The following is a 13,471-nucleotide window of genomic DNA, read 5'->3' as shown; positions in this document are numbered from 1 at the left end:
CTTCTTCGGGTCGGAAGCTGCCCTTCCCTGTCCACGATAAACATCCCTAATTCCTGCCCATCAGCGTCAGCTACCGGGCATAGGCGGATATTACGAACGCTGAGTTGAATCGCGTCGCGAAGCGGAATCGCTTGGATGAATTATCAGGGGCGTGTGCGACTACGTACCACGATCTGTTGAACGATACGGCGATTGATCTTGCATTTCCACTCAAGCTGCTTGGTGGAAAGATTGCGCTTTAGACGTGTCGAAACGAGGAACTCATACTCAGATTCATAGATAAAAACCGAGCTTTAACCCACGCCGGATTACATCAAGGTTTGCGTTGGCATACTGATCTTTAGCAATGCGCTTTAGACCATCAAACAAGGTCCCAGTATCAATGCCAAGGAATCGATTGATGCAAACGTTTCCGACGTACGTTGAATGACCCGTAATGCGGTTTGTTATGTAGCAGTGTTCTTTGATTTCTTGGTCGCAAGGGCAATGATCAAAATCCTCCGTAATCTCCACCCCAACGAGGTCCCACTCCGTGCGCGCCACATCGAAGCGGCTCGACTGGGAGAGCGGCAGGATATGCGCTTTTAGCCTTTCAAGATTGTGCTCCACTGCACCCTCAAGGAGAAATGGAAAAGGAACACCTAACTTCCCAATAGATCGACTCTGGTCCGGCTACTGTCTGCAGCGAACGAGAACTCGTGAATCCCATACTTTGGCGGACCATAGGCAGCCACAGCCCCGGCAAACAAGTGGGGGGCCAGACCCGACAAGCTCCGTTGGTGAGGAAAGGACATCCGCTTTGGGTCGAAAGCCGCCAAAGCGACCCCATCTGGCTCCCATTCGAAGGCAAGTCGTTGCAACTATTGCCTTTTTTATCATCATAAGTTGAAACAATGTTTCAACTTATGCGGCCGGTACCATTGGATGATCTTGAAGGCATAAGCTGAAACACCGATAGAAGCATAAGTTGAAACCAAGCGGCGTCTGTAGATGCCAGAAGCCCGCTTGCGGTCAATTGCTGACAGCAGGGTAAGAAGTCGGTCTCGGAATGACGAAGCCCGGCACAAGGCCGGGCTCATCGCAACGCTATCGCTAGAGCGGATTACGCCAAGACCGTCGCGCCGACCTTGTAGCCTCCCGGATTCACCGAGAATGAGTCGACGCGCGGGTAGCTCGGCGAGTAGTTCGTCAAGCTGTCGGAACGTCTCGTTCGTCGCTTCCTGCGCGCCAGTGCCGGTCACGTCGAGCGCTTCGTCGTAGCATGCAGTCGCTCGAGCGGCGCCTACCGTCGCTTAGCAGCTCAGCCCGTATCGGTATCACTTCCAGCGTCTATTCGTTCGTCGATTTGCTTCCCAGAAAGAAAAATACCTTCCTCTAATCCGCCAATAAACACCTTGATTATTCTCCGCTGTAGCGCCGCGTACTCTTTGTCCTTCATCCGAATATCTGCATCAGATAAAAACTGCCAAACTCGTATTGGCACTTGATCGCAAACAAACGGATCATTCCGCAACAAAGCAACTAGCTCTTGCGCTTCCTCATACCATCGCTGTAGTGACTCAGCATCAACGGGTTCAGCATCGTCAAGTCGCTTCAGCCTTTCATATACAGAATTAGTTATTTTATTTTTCATTTAAGTGTATTTGGCGTGTACCAACGCGGATCCCAGATGACGATATGGGGCGCGGCGCCGCGCCCGCTTTTTCCAAAGTTTATATGGAGCACTGGCGTTCCTTTTGATCCTGGAACTGGAGCATAGTCAAGGCGAAGGTTTAAATTTGAATTCCGCAACGAAATGCCAATCACTCTTCCGTTGGCGTAATTTAATCCCGGAGATGGACCATCGATTCTGACATTTTTCGAAATGTACTTCCCTCCGGAATATACTCCAAACCAAACAACAGGGCCTCCACGCCCGACGGTATAAGCAGCCGCAACAATCGCTGCGCCGGCCGTCCCCGCTGCTCCTTGAGCCTGCGTCCTATCCAAGAATTCGTCTGAGGATAGTTTTCCATCCAAGAATTGATTTTGGTTGTACATAAAATCGCAGTCCGCGACTCCAGAACAATAAAGTGGCTCATGCGGACCATCATTTGCAGCATATAGACCTGAAACACCCCCGGCCCCACTTACGCCTGCTTGTGCTTCAATGGATGCCTGATGAAGCACTGTCTGCGCGCCAGGCATTGTTGGCCCTCCTCCCATTGTGGTGAAGTCACCGGTACTCACACATGTTCCATCACCGTTCTCAATCCGGGAGCCGGTACAACGGCCATCCGGATCAAAGAATGCATATGGGTTATTCGCTGCGTACATGTAGCGATTGAAAAGCCCGCCTGAGTTTGGATCAGCTTCTACTGGATCAACTGACAAGAACCTCCCAATCTCTGGATCGTAATAGCGCTGCTGCATGTACGTCAGCCCGGTGGCTGCGTCTTGCACATGCCCTGTATACCCCGGCTCATCCGCCAGCGGTCGGTTCAGCAACTCGCCGTAGGGCGCGTATTCGCTACGCTCGATCACATTTCCGCCAGCGTCGGTCACTGCCACCGGAGTGCCTAAAGCATCGGTGTGGATGTATTCCACGGTGGTTTGTGCCTGCACCGTGTTGGCTGCCAAGGCCGCCATCAGCCATAGCAATGCTCTGCAAGCCAAGCGCGGCAATGCATGCAACACATCTTTCCTGATCACCGCGCTCATGGCGATACCCCCGCCGACCAGGCCGAGCAGCCGTTGGCGCTACAGGCACGCACCCAATAGGTCAGTGCAGCGGTAGTCCCCACCCCGGTTCGCCTGACGCTGGTTGCAGGGCCGTTGTTGAAGACGACCGCCGCTGCCGTGCCCTTCTTTTCCTGCACCTCATAGTAGGTGGCGCCGTACGAAGCGGACCAATTTACGTGCGCCACCATCGTCTGCAGCTCTTCATCGCGGAACCGACTGACCGATAATCCTGTTGGTGTAGCTGGAATAGCCGGCGGTACATTCACTACCGTGGAAGCCTCTGCACTCCACGGGCCGCAGCCACCCGCGTTGCAACCACGCGCAACATAGCCGTAGGTCGCATTGGCTTTTCCGCTGACGCTCATCGAGGTGGCCGGCGCATCGTGCACCGACACCCAGTTGCCGCCATTCACCCGCTCCCACACGTGATAGCCGGTGGCCGCACCGACCGTCGACCAACTCACCGTGTAGGCACCCGTCATATTCGACGCCGGTACCGAGGCCGAAGGCGCCGCGGTCGGTGGCAACACCACCGACGTGGTCACCGTGGCCGAAACCGGACCGCACCCGGCGGCATTGCAGGCAGTGGCTCGATACGCGTAATTACCCGCCGTCTTGCCGCCGACCGAGGTGCTGGTGCCGCTGCTGTTGTAGATCGTGATCCAGCCGCCGCCTAGCGCGCTTTCCTCCAACTGGTAACGGGTCGCGTTGGCCACGGCCGACCAGCTGATGCCGTAACTGCCCGTGTTGTTCAGTCCCGGCGAACTGACGCTGGGGGCACTGGCCGGCGCATACAACACGGTGATCGAGGCCGTACCGGAGTAACCGGTGCAGCCCGCCGGATTGCAGGCCCTCACTCGATAGGCATAGCTACCCGTGGCCTTGCCGCTGTAAGCATTCGAGGTAGCCGCTCCGTTGTAGGCCAATGCCCAGGCCGCACCGTTGGCGCTTTCTTCCAACTGATAGCTGGTGGCGCCTGTCACCGCGCTCCACGACGCCGTATAGCTGCCGCTGTAGCTGCTACTCGGCAGGCTCAGCGTGGGCACCGTGCTGGGAGGCAGCTCGACCGTGACTGTCGCTATTCCGCTCCAACCGCCACAGACGGTCGGATTGCAAGCGCGGACGCGGTAGCCGTACACGCCACTGGCCTTGCCACTGATGGCGTGGCTGACTGCTGCACCGGAGTAAGCCGCCTGCCATGCGCCGCCATTGGCTTGCTCCTGCAATTCATAGCGATTGATCGAGGGCACCGCCGACCACTGCACCGTATAGCTGCCTTGGGTGCTGTACCCCGGTGCTGTCAGTGCCGGCACGCCGGGCGCCACCGCCACATTTACCCGCGCCACCAGGCTGTCACCCAGTTGGATGAACTCGGTGTTCTTGCCTAGGCGTGCATTTGCCTGCCGGCGCAGCACGCCATCCTGGCCATACATCGATAGGATGTTCCCTTGCGCGTGACTGCTGGACTGCACGCGGCGGCCGTGACCGTCGTAGCGGTAGGTCTCCTTGCCCGTGGCTTCTCTTAACCGATTGCCGAAGTCGAACACATACTGCTGGCCGTTCTTGTTCCTCAGATTGCCCCGCTCACCATAGGACAAGCCGACAACGGTCGCGTTGGCCGAGTTTTGGATACTCAGCAGTCGATTGGTCGCTGGCTCGTAGTAGTAGTTCGCATAGTCCTTCACGCCTGCCAACTTCCAAGACTTCAGATTGTCCAACGCGTCGTAAGTGAAGCGATACCAGTGGTCACCACCGAACGATGCCGAGCCCGCACCGGTCAGCCGGTCCAGTCCGTCATATTCCAGCGTTCGGCTGTAGTTGCTCCCTTGCACCAGATCATGAAGATGAGTCGGGTTCCCGTTGTCGTCATACCAGTACTCGTAGCCGGTGACATTGCCCGACCGCACCTGCAAGGGCAGCTGGCGGTCGTTCTGCGTCATCGTGTGTACAATGCCATTGCCGTAGGTGAACTGCTTGATTGCCCCATTGGGGTAATAGCTCACCCCGGAGGCATAGCTGCCGGCTTGGGTTGGCTGCCCTAGCGCATTGGGCGCAAAGCTCACTTGCATTCCGCTGGGATACGTCAGATTCGCCAGCGCACCGTGGGTGTCATAGCCGTAGTTCAATGCCCAGCTATACACACCGGGTTGCGTCACGCTCTCGGACGTCAGCATCCGCCGCTTGTTGTAGCCGTAGGCGTTGACGACGGGATCGCCACCGTTGCTGTTGTACGTAGTGATCTGGGTGGGCAGACCATCTGGGGTGTAATCCCAGGTCTGATTGCCCACTCCATCCGGGAAGCTCAACGTCTTGATACGGTTGCGAGCGTCATAGGTGTGCGTGACGGCGCGGCTACCGGCTTCGTTGAAATTGCAATCACCGACGGACGGCAGATCCAGGCCGTTTGCCGACCACCAAAGATTACCCGCGCCGTCATTGTAATAGACCGACGCCCCGGTCTCCGGCTCAATGTCCTTGCACAGTGTCTGATCCCACGCGTAGATGTAACGCCGAGTCACCGACAGGCTGCTATCCGCATTGCGCCGGATTAGCGCCGTGGGCTTGCCGAAGATATCCCGGCTGATGTCCGTGAACGCGCCTTCCGGGTGGCTGATCATCACCGGACTGTCGTAGCTGGGCTGATCGAAGACCTGGAAGCTGGAGGTGGTCTGGCCGTTTTTGGGATTGGTGACTCGGACTTGGTTGTTCGCAAGATAATCCGTCAGCGTCGTCAATGGGCCGTGCTCGCTGTCTTGCGAGACCGACCTCACCCGGCCCAGGGCGTCGTAGATCGTCCAGACACCTTTCAACGGCGGCACCAGTTGCGATGATGGATACGACTGAAAATCAGCACGGCCGCTGGTGTTGTAGGTAGTACGGGTTGCGCTTAGTGTTCCGGGTATGTTGGTGGCGTCGAATGCATGCACGAGCACCGGTCGCCATAGCGCATCGTAAAAGGTATTTTTGTAGCCATTGCCGGTAATTTGGCTTTGCAGCCAATGACCCGGCGGCAACCCATGCTCTTCTATGTTTCTGTATTCAAAAGTAGAGACGGTCGGATGCCAAGCACCCCCGCAAACTCCCGCTGTCTCTGACGGATAGTCGATCCGCGATAACCGCCCCATCACATCGTAGCCGTAACAGGTCTTCGCACCGATCTCATCGGTGACCGATCGGATCCAACCGTCATCATCGACTACCGCCGACTGGGTGTTGGTATCTGCATAGGTAATGAGCTGCGGAATGCCACGCTTCCAGACCCCTAGCGTAGTGATGTTGTTGTTGCCGTCCTTGACCGTAGCCAGCGTGCCATTGGCGTTATAGGTCAACGTCTGCTGCAGCTTGCCGAAGCGCTTCTGTTGCAGCGGCAACGCGGTGCCAGGATCGAACACGATTTCAGCGGATATCAGGCCGGTATTGACGTTGGTCGTCTTGCTGGCCTGGCTCAGCACCCACTTGCTCAGATTGTGGTGATACTCGGTGGTGTCGGTGCGGCTGTACCAGGGACTGAATCGTGTCTCGCGCGTGGGGCGTGCGAATGCATCGAAGCACAACACGCCGTCGCAACCGGAGTCTACTGTCCTGGTGTAAGTCACCCCTTCCCGAACTTGCGTTGTGGCTTTGATGGGGCGAATCAAATTGGCCATTGCGTTGGGAAGATGAAGCAACGTTGTTCCTGCCTGCGCAGGAAACTTTTGCGACGCCACTTCGGAGTCTTGAACGTATGCCTGAGCAGACACATGCTGGACCACCCCGGCGGTGTCTTTGACGGCCGTAGAAAGCAAACGGCCTTCATTCAAGCCGTACATAATTCCATATTCGTAAAGCGTCTTAACACCGTCGGGTGCTGTCACGGTAGTAGTTTTGGAAGGTACGCACGATGGGCAAGGGTCACTGGAGGTGCCACTGGTATAAATCCCACGCGCGCCTACGCCAATGGAGTAGTCCCAGATCGCGGGAGCTAGACCTGGACCAGTGACCGTCTTCTTGTGTAAAGAGTAAGTGTCAAAGAAATGGGGAATGTACGGAATGAGCTCAGGCACACCCGGCGGGGTATCGCAAGGGTGGATGGGAGTGTGAGCGCGATATCGGCGCGAATGCGAGAAATTGAATAACGCGGAGGCGCCCCATGGCGCGGTGACTTCCAAGCTGAAAGCCCCATCCATTCGATCAGGCTCCGATCTGCAATTGTTGTTCTGGCCGCCATCCGGTGGCTGCTCGCGCAGCGGCATCAACGTGCCACTGGCCACGCGGTATCCCCAGGTTGATGCGTCCGGCCTCTGGACAGAGCGCAGTCGATAGTCGCCCGTGGGCGTTGGATATGCCTCACTCCATTCGTAGCTATAAGTCCATGTGCGGCCATTGGCGACCGCGCTTGCCAACCGGCCATCAGCATAGTTGAGGCTAATCAAACGGCCATCGCTAGACTCTATGCTGGTAAGCAAATCGCCTGTGTAGTTGTACTTGACCCAGTTTCCGAAACGGTCCTCAACGCGAGTAGCCATCAGGTGGACGCGCGTGCGACCGATGTAATTCATGATGGTCTGTACCATGACCTTGTATCCCTTGATGGGGTGAGTCACGGCATGATCGAAGTAATACTTGGTTCCATCCGGGGTAATCGCAACGAACCCCTCCCCTGGATAGCCATTCTTGGTCGCAGATAGGCAACCTAACCGGGTGAAATCCCGTGTGATCCAGGGATAGCTCACACCATCTTGCACTGCAGGAATCTTAGCTTCCGTGTTTAGCAAAAGTTCCTGGTCACCTGCGCCCGGCATATGCATGTGATAGCCGTGCCATATCTGATGGTTGGTTCCCGCATTCTCCACGCCGTTGATTACCGCAGCGGCATCCGCGATTGCTGGAATGGAGCAGCGGCTATAAGGCGATGTACTTTTCGTCTTCCATCCCTTATCGGCGTAGAACTCACCATAGAGACGCGGCGTGTCTAGCTCCCAGTCGGCGATTCCAGGTAGAGCACGTTCCTTTCTACGGTTAAATACCTTGAAGTAACGACTCAGTCTTACGGGTAGACCGTTGTTTCCAGGAAGATCGATATCAGTCGCATTGAAGCTCGTGCTCCCGTCGTAGAGGCTTACGCTCTCGCCGAAGGAGTCGGCAGACATAGGCGACACGACTTGGGCGGATTGAATTTTCTTGTTGTAATCCTCGATGGGCTCTAAATCGTTGATTATCTGCGCCACGCAGCTACTGGCAAAGCAGAGCTGCAGCAATATCAGCAGCACGAGGTGGTTAGTAAGACGCGCTATGAGTGGCACTTGCTTGCCGAAACGCCAGGCTTTGCCAGCTTCCTTAAACATCCATTTCCCCTTTTTATCCTTGATTTTCCGAAGACATTCGAGTCGTCGGAAGCCAGACTTTTTGCTGCGGTCTGCGGTGAACCTCAGAGGGCACTTCTGGTGCACATAGGACATTCCACTAGCTGCTGACAGGTCCAGCAGCTATGGAGGCAGAGCCACCCCTGTCTTGGATTCCCGTCCTAGCGTTCTGCATGGCAGCCCGACCGAAGGCTCGCGAATCCTCTTCGGCAACCGCGACCGAACCCCTATCCCCATTCCCGCAACATCCCCTTGCGGAATACCTGTTGCGAAACATATCTCTACTGGAAGGCAAAAGAAAGACAGAGATACAGGTAAATGCGTGTACCAGACATATTGGCAGCTATCACATGCCGTCGTGGCTTCTTCAACCAGACTGATTTGGCCTGTAGATCTCGTTCACAGCCAGGTCCATGTCAGAGGTGGGCAGGGCTGCGCTAGCCACGGAGCCGAGTAGCGGAAGGATAGCGGGCAGAAGCTGGATGCCATGGCACTCATTTACTACTTGAATGTCGCGCGAACTGAGGCAAACATGCTTGGTGTCGAAGACCGCTGTGCACAGTATCCCCCGGCGAGCGGATAAACTAAGGAAGGATAGGGACGGCTATGAAGGCATTGAACATCAGGCTACTCCGCCGCGGCAGGAGTAGCGCCACGGCGTTTGGCGATTCCTTTGCTCCCGGAGCCGAGCGCGAGCTTCAGTTACACAACTGGCAAGGCGAAGACAGCGCCGCCTTGTATGTGGGGCAGATCTATTCGAACCCACCGGCTTGGCGAGATTTCCTACAGTCTCTGAGCGGCCCTCTTCCCGAAGAGCTCTTTACTGGAGGCGCCGGAGCGGTCCTGTTTCTGCCTGTGGGTCAACGTACGGTCGCTGTATGCTTCGGGCATGTTCACATTGCGCTAGACGATGATGCGTTCGAGCGGGGATTCGGCCTCCGCGTAACACTGAATTCCGTCCCACGGGGGCAGCTTCGCACATTGGACCTTGCGACTCCTGACGCAGTTACGTTTCAGAAACGAATCCAAGCAAGCATGGATAGCGACGTGCAAGAGTTTGGCGTCGACATGCTTCGCGACTTGGCGCGCGTTGCCGGAGGCACCCCATCAGATCGGCGTTTCGCCAGGTTTGTCGCTGGCAAGGACACTCTTTCCATCACCTGCGACGTAGAGCCAGAGACGATCGGCGCGAAGTGCACTGAGGTCATGGCCGTTTATCGCAGCCACGCCTACAAGAGGGATTATGCGTGGGTAGACAATATGCGCGTCATCAAGGAACGCGACATCCTTAACAGGCTCGACGCGAAACTCTTCCGTGCTCTAGAGGATCTTCGCGAAGGCAGGGTCAGCGATCTGCACATGGCCCCGCCAGAGGTCGTGAACTATACCGAGGGCAGCCTTCTACACTACAACGGATTCGGCAGTCACGGAACCAACTTCACTAGCCTATCAATTGATGACTACGTAGATGAACTGAATAAGCAAGAGTTCCATGGCGACATTTCCGAGATCAAGGACAAGCACAGAATTCGGGCGATGGCCGAGGGCTCTGGTGCGTTCTCTGAGAAGTGGCGTGTCTATGATTGCTTCGTCTTCGAAACGACTGTCCATGAAGGTGGCCGCAATGACTACTACGTCATGTTCGCGGGAGACTGGTACTTCGTAAAAAGGACATTTCGCGACCGAGTTGAAGCGTTCTTCGACTCAATCGAGAAGGTATCAATCATCGGACCAACGACATGCCTCAACGAACGCGAGCTTATCGCCAGTCTTGATGGCACAAGGGACGATCTTCTCAACCTCGATCAGAGGAAGATCAATCCAGCTGGAGTTAGGTACGCGAACCTTGAACCATGCGACTTTCTTTCGCGCAACCGGGAGTTCATTCACCTCAAAGATGGCCACTCTTCCGGGCCGATCAGCCATCTATGGTCGCAGGGGGTCGTTAGCGCGGAGGCGTTTGTTAGTGACGCTGATTTCCGAGCAAAGCTCCGAGAGGAAGTAAGGTGCGAGCGGAGAGGATTCGAAACATTACTGCCGAACCGCAACGCGACAGTTACGAGGACTTCCTACAAGGTAGTCTTCGGCATCATGCGCAAACCGTACGCGGATGGAACGCTCGGACTTCCGTTCTTCAGCAAGGTTAGCCTGCAGGCAGCTGCCGAACGTATCGCCCAGTTCGGGCTCCCAATGGCGATCGAACTGATCCAGAAACCTGCCTCAGACGCTGAGACTCAATGATTGCCTTGAATTGCCCAGCGTTTCGGCAGCGTTGGGTGCGCCTTCTTTTCAAACTCTACCGGCGATAGGCCGTGGTTGGAACCGTGCCGCTGCTTGGAGTTGTAAAACACGTCGATGTATGGCGTGCCCTTGATACTGCATGATCTTAAGGTGACAGCATTCGGCTAACAAGCCTGCATATGTAATCGGAGCAGGGCCAGCTCAGTTCGGAGCCCAGATTAGTTTGTCTGGGGCGGCACACCAATGTCCATTATGGTCGGAACGGACCTCTACGCCACACTTCTCACTACTGCAGCAAACATCCACGTTTGAAGTGCACCTCCACAACAGCTTCGAGTCCGCTCTTAAAGTCCAGCCCATCCGCCTCGATTCCGTCACTGAAAATCACACCGTTCTCGGGCATCAACGACCGAATGCGCAATGGCACTCCTGAAGGGATCCGACCGAAGACCAGCTCGGCGCCGGTGGAGCGACTCGGGTAAGGCTCCCGGACATTGAACACCAACTCGCGACTGTCCCATGGCACACCGCGCTTCCGGACTTCCTGCATGCCGGGATCGGCATCCTGGCCGGTCACAGCATGGGCACCGGTCAGCACGCTTCGCAGCCAGCCGGTCGAACCCAATCCCGTCGAGACGATAACGCCGCTGGAAGACTGCCGCTCCCTCTGATCGCCCAGCGCGATTTCATATCGCGCCGACACATGACTGCGTACGCCGATAAATAGATCGTTCACTGCCAGCAAGGTCTGACCATCACTGAGCTGCGCTCGCGCCATAGTGATTTCCCGCGTACTGCGCCGATCCTGCAGGACTTCGGGAAGGAGCCTAGCAAGGTCTCCCACCTGGAATGGCAGCAACACGCCTTCCCAACGTGCCGGATCCGGATTGATCGCCAGCACCGGCTGTCCTTCCAGATACTTCAAGGTGTTGGCGACCAATCCATCCTGCCCCACCACGACCACCAGGCATTCGGGCGGAAACAGGAAATTGGGCAGGAAGCCGCGGTCCAACCGCTGCAACTTGCCATGACGCTGCAACGCATCGGCTACTGCAGTGATGGCTTGCTGGTAGACGTGGTCCTCTTCCAGGAAGTCGCTGAAGTCCATACCCAGGTGCTCGGCCTGGAAGCGTGCCTGCTCCGCGGTGTTGTAGCGAGCCACCAGCTCCTGGAGACGCGTGCGCCGCGTCACTAGGATGATCTTGCGATCGCTTCTGTCCATGGCCTTAACCTTTTTGCTTAGCCATCTGGCGCAGCAGGTCAGGCGAGAAGTTGAACTCGCCGATCTTGGCCGCGTTGTCGGCGATGTTCTGGAATCCCAGTGCCATCATCGCTTCGGGGCTGGCGCCGCCCATCGTCAATGCCTGTAGCGAACGGGCATCCAAGCCCTTCATGGCGTTGACCAAGGCTTCCAGGCCATAGGCTTTGACATCCGCTTCCTGTTTGCGATTCTCCGATTGCAGCTGGACCAGTTCGGCATTCTGCTTTTCCAGTTGCACCTTGCCGGTCAGTTCCTGGGTCTGCATCTGCTGGCGCTTTTCAAGCAGTGTCCGCTCGGACTCGATCTGGGTCTCGCGCACCTGCCGTTTCTTCTGCTCGATGATCAGTTCGCTGCGCAGTTCGTTTTCCTTGACCGAGCGTTCCTGCTCGATGGCCGCATTGCGACGGGTATACATCGCATCATCGGCCTGCTTGAGAATCTCCTCCCGCATCGGCGCTTCCAATGCGCGGGCGGTGTCCGGGTTGGGCTTGACTGCCAGCAGGCCCAGATCGCCGATTTCGATGCCCAGGGCGGTCAGGCTGGGCGCACCGGCGACAGCCCGCCGCGCGGACACGGACAGGCGCTCGGTCCCTTGCAGGACATCGCGCAGATCCAGGTCCTGCAGCAGGGTGCGGAACTGCGCCTTGACCGCATTCAGCACACGCAGCGGGAGCCGTTCCGGATCGTCGGAAGCGTACTGACCCGTGGGCTGCAGGCTGTAGTTCTGTTGTTCGGCCAGTCGCTTGGGATCGGTAATGCGGTAACCGACCTGGCCTTGCAACGTGACCTGCTGGAAGTCGCGGGTGACCTCCTCGAACATGAAGGGCACTTCGACTGCATTGAGCGGAATGCTGACCAGCGTTGAGCGGGGTGCGTAATACCAGAAGGCCAAGCCCGTACCTTCGCGGACGACATGTCCGTTGCGGTACTGCAGCAGGTACTGGCTGGGAGAGGATTTGACGTAGCGAAAACCGAACATGGTGGTGCTCCTAAAGGTGCCGCGCGAAGCGCGGGATGCAGGGGGCCGCACGACCTGTTGCATCCAGGTCGTGGGATTCAAGATGGAAACGGAAGCGGCTTAGAGCCGGGCGGCGTTGGCGCGGGCGCGGATGTCGGCGAAGGTGTCGTCGTGGAGGATCCTGCCGTCCTCCCAGATCGTCACCATCGCGTCATCAAAGCCCATCGGCTTGTCGACCTGCGCCAACGACTCGGCTTCGGCCGGCACCGGCACGGTGCGGTAGCTGCCGTATTCGCGGTGCTGCAACAAGGTCATGCGGCCGCGCTTGCTCTGCTTGCCTTTGTCGGTGACCGGATCCTTGTAGACATCGATCCAGGTGCCGTTGACACGTGCGGCCGAGCACTTGAGTGCGAATTTCTGTGTGTCGCGATCCAGGCGCTGCAGCAGCGCGCCACCCATGCCGAAGGCCACGTTGTCGGTGGCGTAGCCGGCGCTGGTGATGCGTTCGAGGATGGCGCGAATGCTGATCGGGTTGATGCCATCGCCCTGGATCACGCGGACGTGGTTGAGCACCTTGTAGCCCTTGCCGTTGACGGTATGGCCGAAGGCTTCGTCCAGCAGCTCCAGGCACTGATGCACCACCGCCACCGGGTCGCCCGAGTCGGGTCGAATCACCACGGTGGCGCCGGAATCGATCACTTCCTGCTTCAGCGTCTTGCCCCAATGCTCGCGGATGGCGTGGTAGATGTCGTAGCTGTCCGACACCACCGCGACAATCGAACCTGGCCTGGCGAACTGCTTCAACATATTGCGGTAGGCCTGCACTTCGTTATCGCGGCCCCAACTGGTGATGGTGCTGTGCTCGGCGGCGGGAATGGAGTAGCCGGCCATCGGCTCGTGGTAATAGGCCTTGGCCAGCTGCAGGCCAGACACCGTATCGGTGCCCAG

7 protein-coding genes and 1 pseudogene are annotated in these 13,471 nt (G+C 57.3%); 1 reads left to right on the top strand and 7 read right to left on the bottom strand.

Annotated features, from left to right (window positions below; all coding sequences use genetic code 11):
* Positions 1 to 273 precede the first annotated feature (273 nt).
* The 4 genes from AADW18_RS10440 to AADW18_RS10425 all read right to left on the bottom strand — a co-directional run bounded on the left by AADW18_RS10440 (position 274) and on the right by AADW18_RS10425 (position 8,045).
* Positions 274 to 609 carry a hypothetical protein gene (locus AADW18_RS10440; protein ID WP_337343319.1) on the bottom strand — a complete coding sequence of 112 codons (336 nt, stop codon included), beginning with the start codon at positions 607 to 609 and terminating at the stop codon, positions 274 to 276.
* 691 nt (positions 610 to 1,300) lie between these two features.
* The gene (locus AADW18_RS10435; RefSeq protein WP_337343318.1) at positions 1,301 to 1,633 is read right to left on the bottom strand and encodes a hypothetical protein; all 333 of its coding nucleotides are present in this window, start codon (positions 1,631 to 1,633) and stop codon (positions 1,301 to 1,303) included.
* Positions 1,630 to 2,700, bottom strand: a complete 1,071-nt coding sequence (locus AADW18_RS10430) for an RHS repeat-associated core domain-containing protein (RefSeq protein WP_337343317.1) — start codon at positions 2,698 to 2,700, stop codon at positions 1,630 to 1,632. Before AADW18_RS10430 ends, AADW18_RS10435 begins: the two co-directional genes overlap by 4 nt.
* Positions 2,697 to 8,045, bottom strand: a complete 5,349-nt coding sequence (locus AADW18_RS10425) for an RHS repeat protein (protein ID WP_337343316.1) — start codon at positions 8,043 to 8,045, stop codon at positions 2,697 to 2,699. The genes AADW18_RS10430 and AADW18_RS10425 overlap by 4 nt, the downstream gene beginning before the upstream one ends.
* A gap of 624 nt (positions 8,046 to 8,669) precedes the next feature.
* Between AADW18_RS10425 and AADW18_RS10420 the strand changes: the two genes are divergently transcribed.
* Positions 8,670 to 10,304, top strand: coding sequence for a DUF6119 family protein (locus AADW18_RS10420; protein ID WP_337343315.1), 1,635 nt, complete (start codon positions 8,670 to 8,672; stop codon positions 10,302 to 10,304).
* Between the two features lie 286 nt (positions 10,305 to 10,590).
* On the opposite strand, the gene AADW18_RS10415 is transcribed toward AADW18_RS10420, so the two are convergent.
* From AADW18_RS10415 to AADW18_RS10405, 3 genes and pseudogenes are all read right to left on the bottom strand, one after another.
* Positions 10,591 to 11,526 carry a sugar kinase gene (locus tag AADW18_RS10415; RefSeq protein ID WP_337343314.1) on the bottom strand — a complete coding sequence of 312 codons (936 nt, stop codon included), beginning with the start codon at positions 11,524 to 11,526 and terminating at the stop codon, positions 10,591 to 10,593.
* Between the two features lie 4 nt (positions 11,527 to 11,530).
* Positions 11,531 to 12,544, bottom strand: coding sequence for an SPFH domain-containing protein (locus tag AADW18_RS10410; protein ID WP_337343313.1), 1,014 nt, complete (start codon positions 12,542 to 12,544; stop codon positions 11,531 to 11,533).
* A 99-nt stretch (positions 12,545 to 12,643) separates the two neighbouring features.
* Positions 12,644 to 13,471 (bottom strand): annotated as a pseudogene (locus AADW18_RS10405) (nicotinate phosphoribosyltransferase); the annotation flags it as partial.

The organism is Pseudoxanthomonas sp. CCNWLY206-1, from assembly GCF_039710385.1.
Taxonomy (GTDB): domain Bacteria; phylum Pseudomonadota; class Gammaproteobacteria; order Xanthomonadales; family Xanthomonadaceae; genus Pseudoxanthomonas_A.
The sequence above is the reverse complement of the archived record's forward strand: the minus strand, read 5'-3'. Positions and strand labels throughout refer to the sequence as shown.

Excerpts from the sequence above, each read along its gene's own strand:
- AADW18_RS10435 (WP_337343318.1), bottom strand. The coding sequence starts at position 1,633 with ATGAAAAATAAAATAACTAATTCTGTATATGAAAGGCTGAAGCGACTT.
- AADW18_RS10430 (WP_337343317.1), bottom strand. The coding sequence starts at position 2,700 with ATGAGCGCGGTGATCAGGAAAGATGTGTTGCATGCATTGCCGCGCTTG.
- AADW18_RS10425 (WP_337343316.1), bottom strand. The coding sequence starts at position 8,045 with ATGTTTAAGGAAGCTGGCAAAGCCTGGCGTTTCGGCAAGCAAGTGCCA.
- AADW18_RS10420 (WP_337343315.1), top strand. The coding sequence starts at position 8,670 with ATGAAGGCATTGAACATCAGGCTACTCCGCCGCGGCAGGAGTAGCGCC.
- AADW18_RS10415 (WP_337343314.1), bottom strand. The coding sequence starts at position 11,526 with ATGGACAGAAGCGATCGCAAGATCATCCTAGTGACGCGGCGCACGCGT.
- AADW18_RS10410 (WP_337343313.1), bottom strand. The coding sequence starts at position 12,544 with ATGTTCGGTTTTCGCTACGTCAAATCCTCTCCCAGCCAGTACCTGCTG.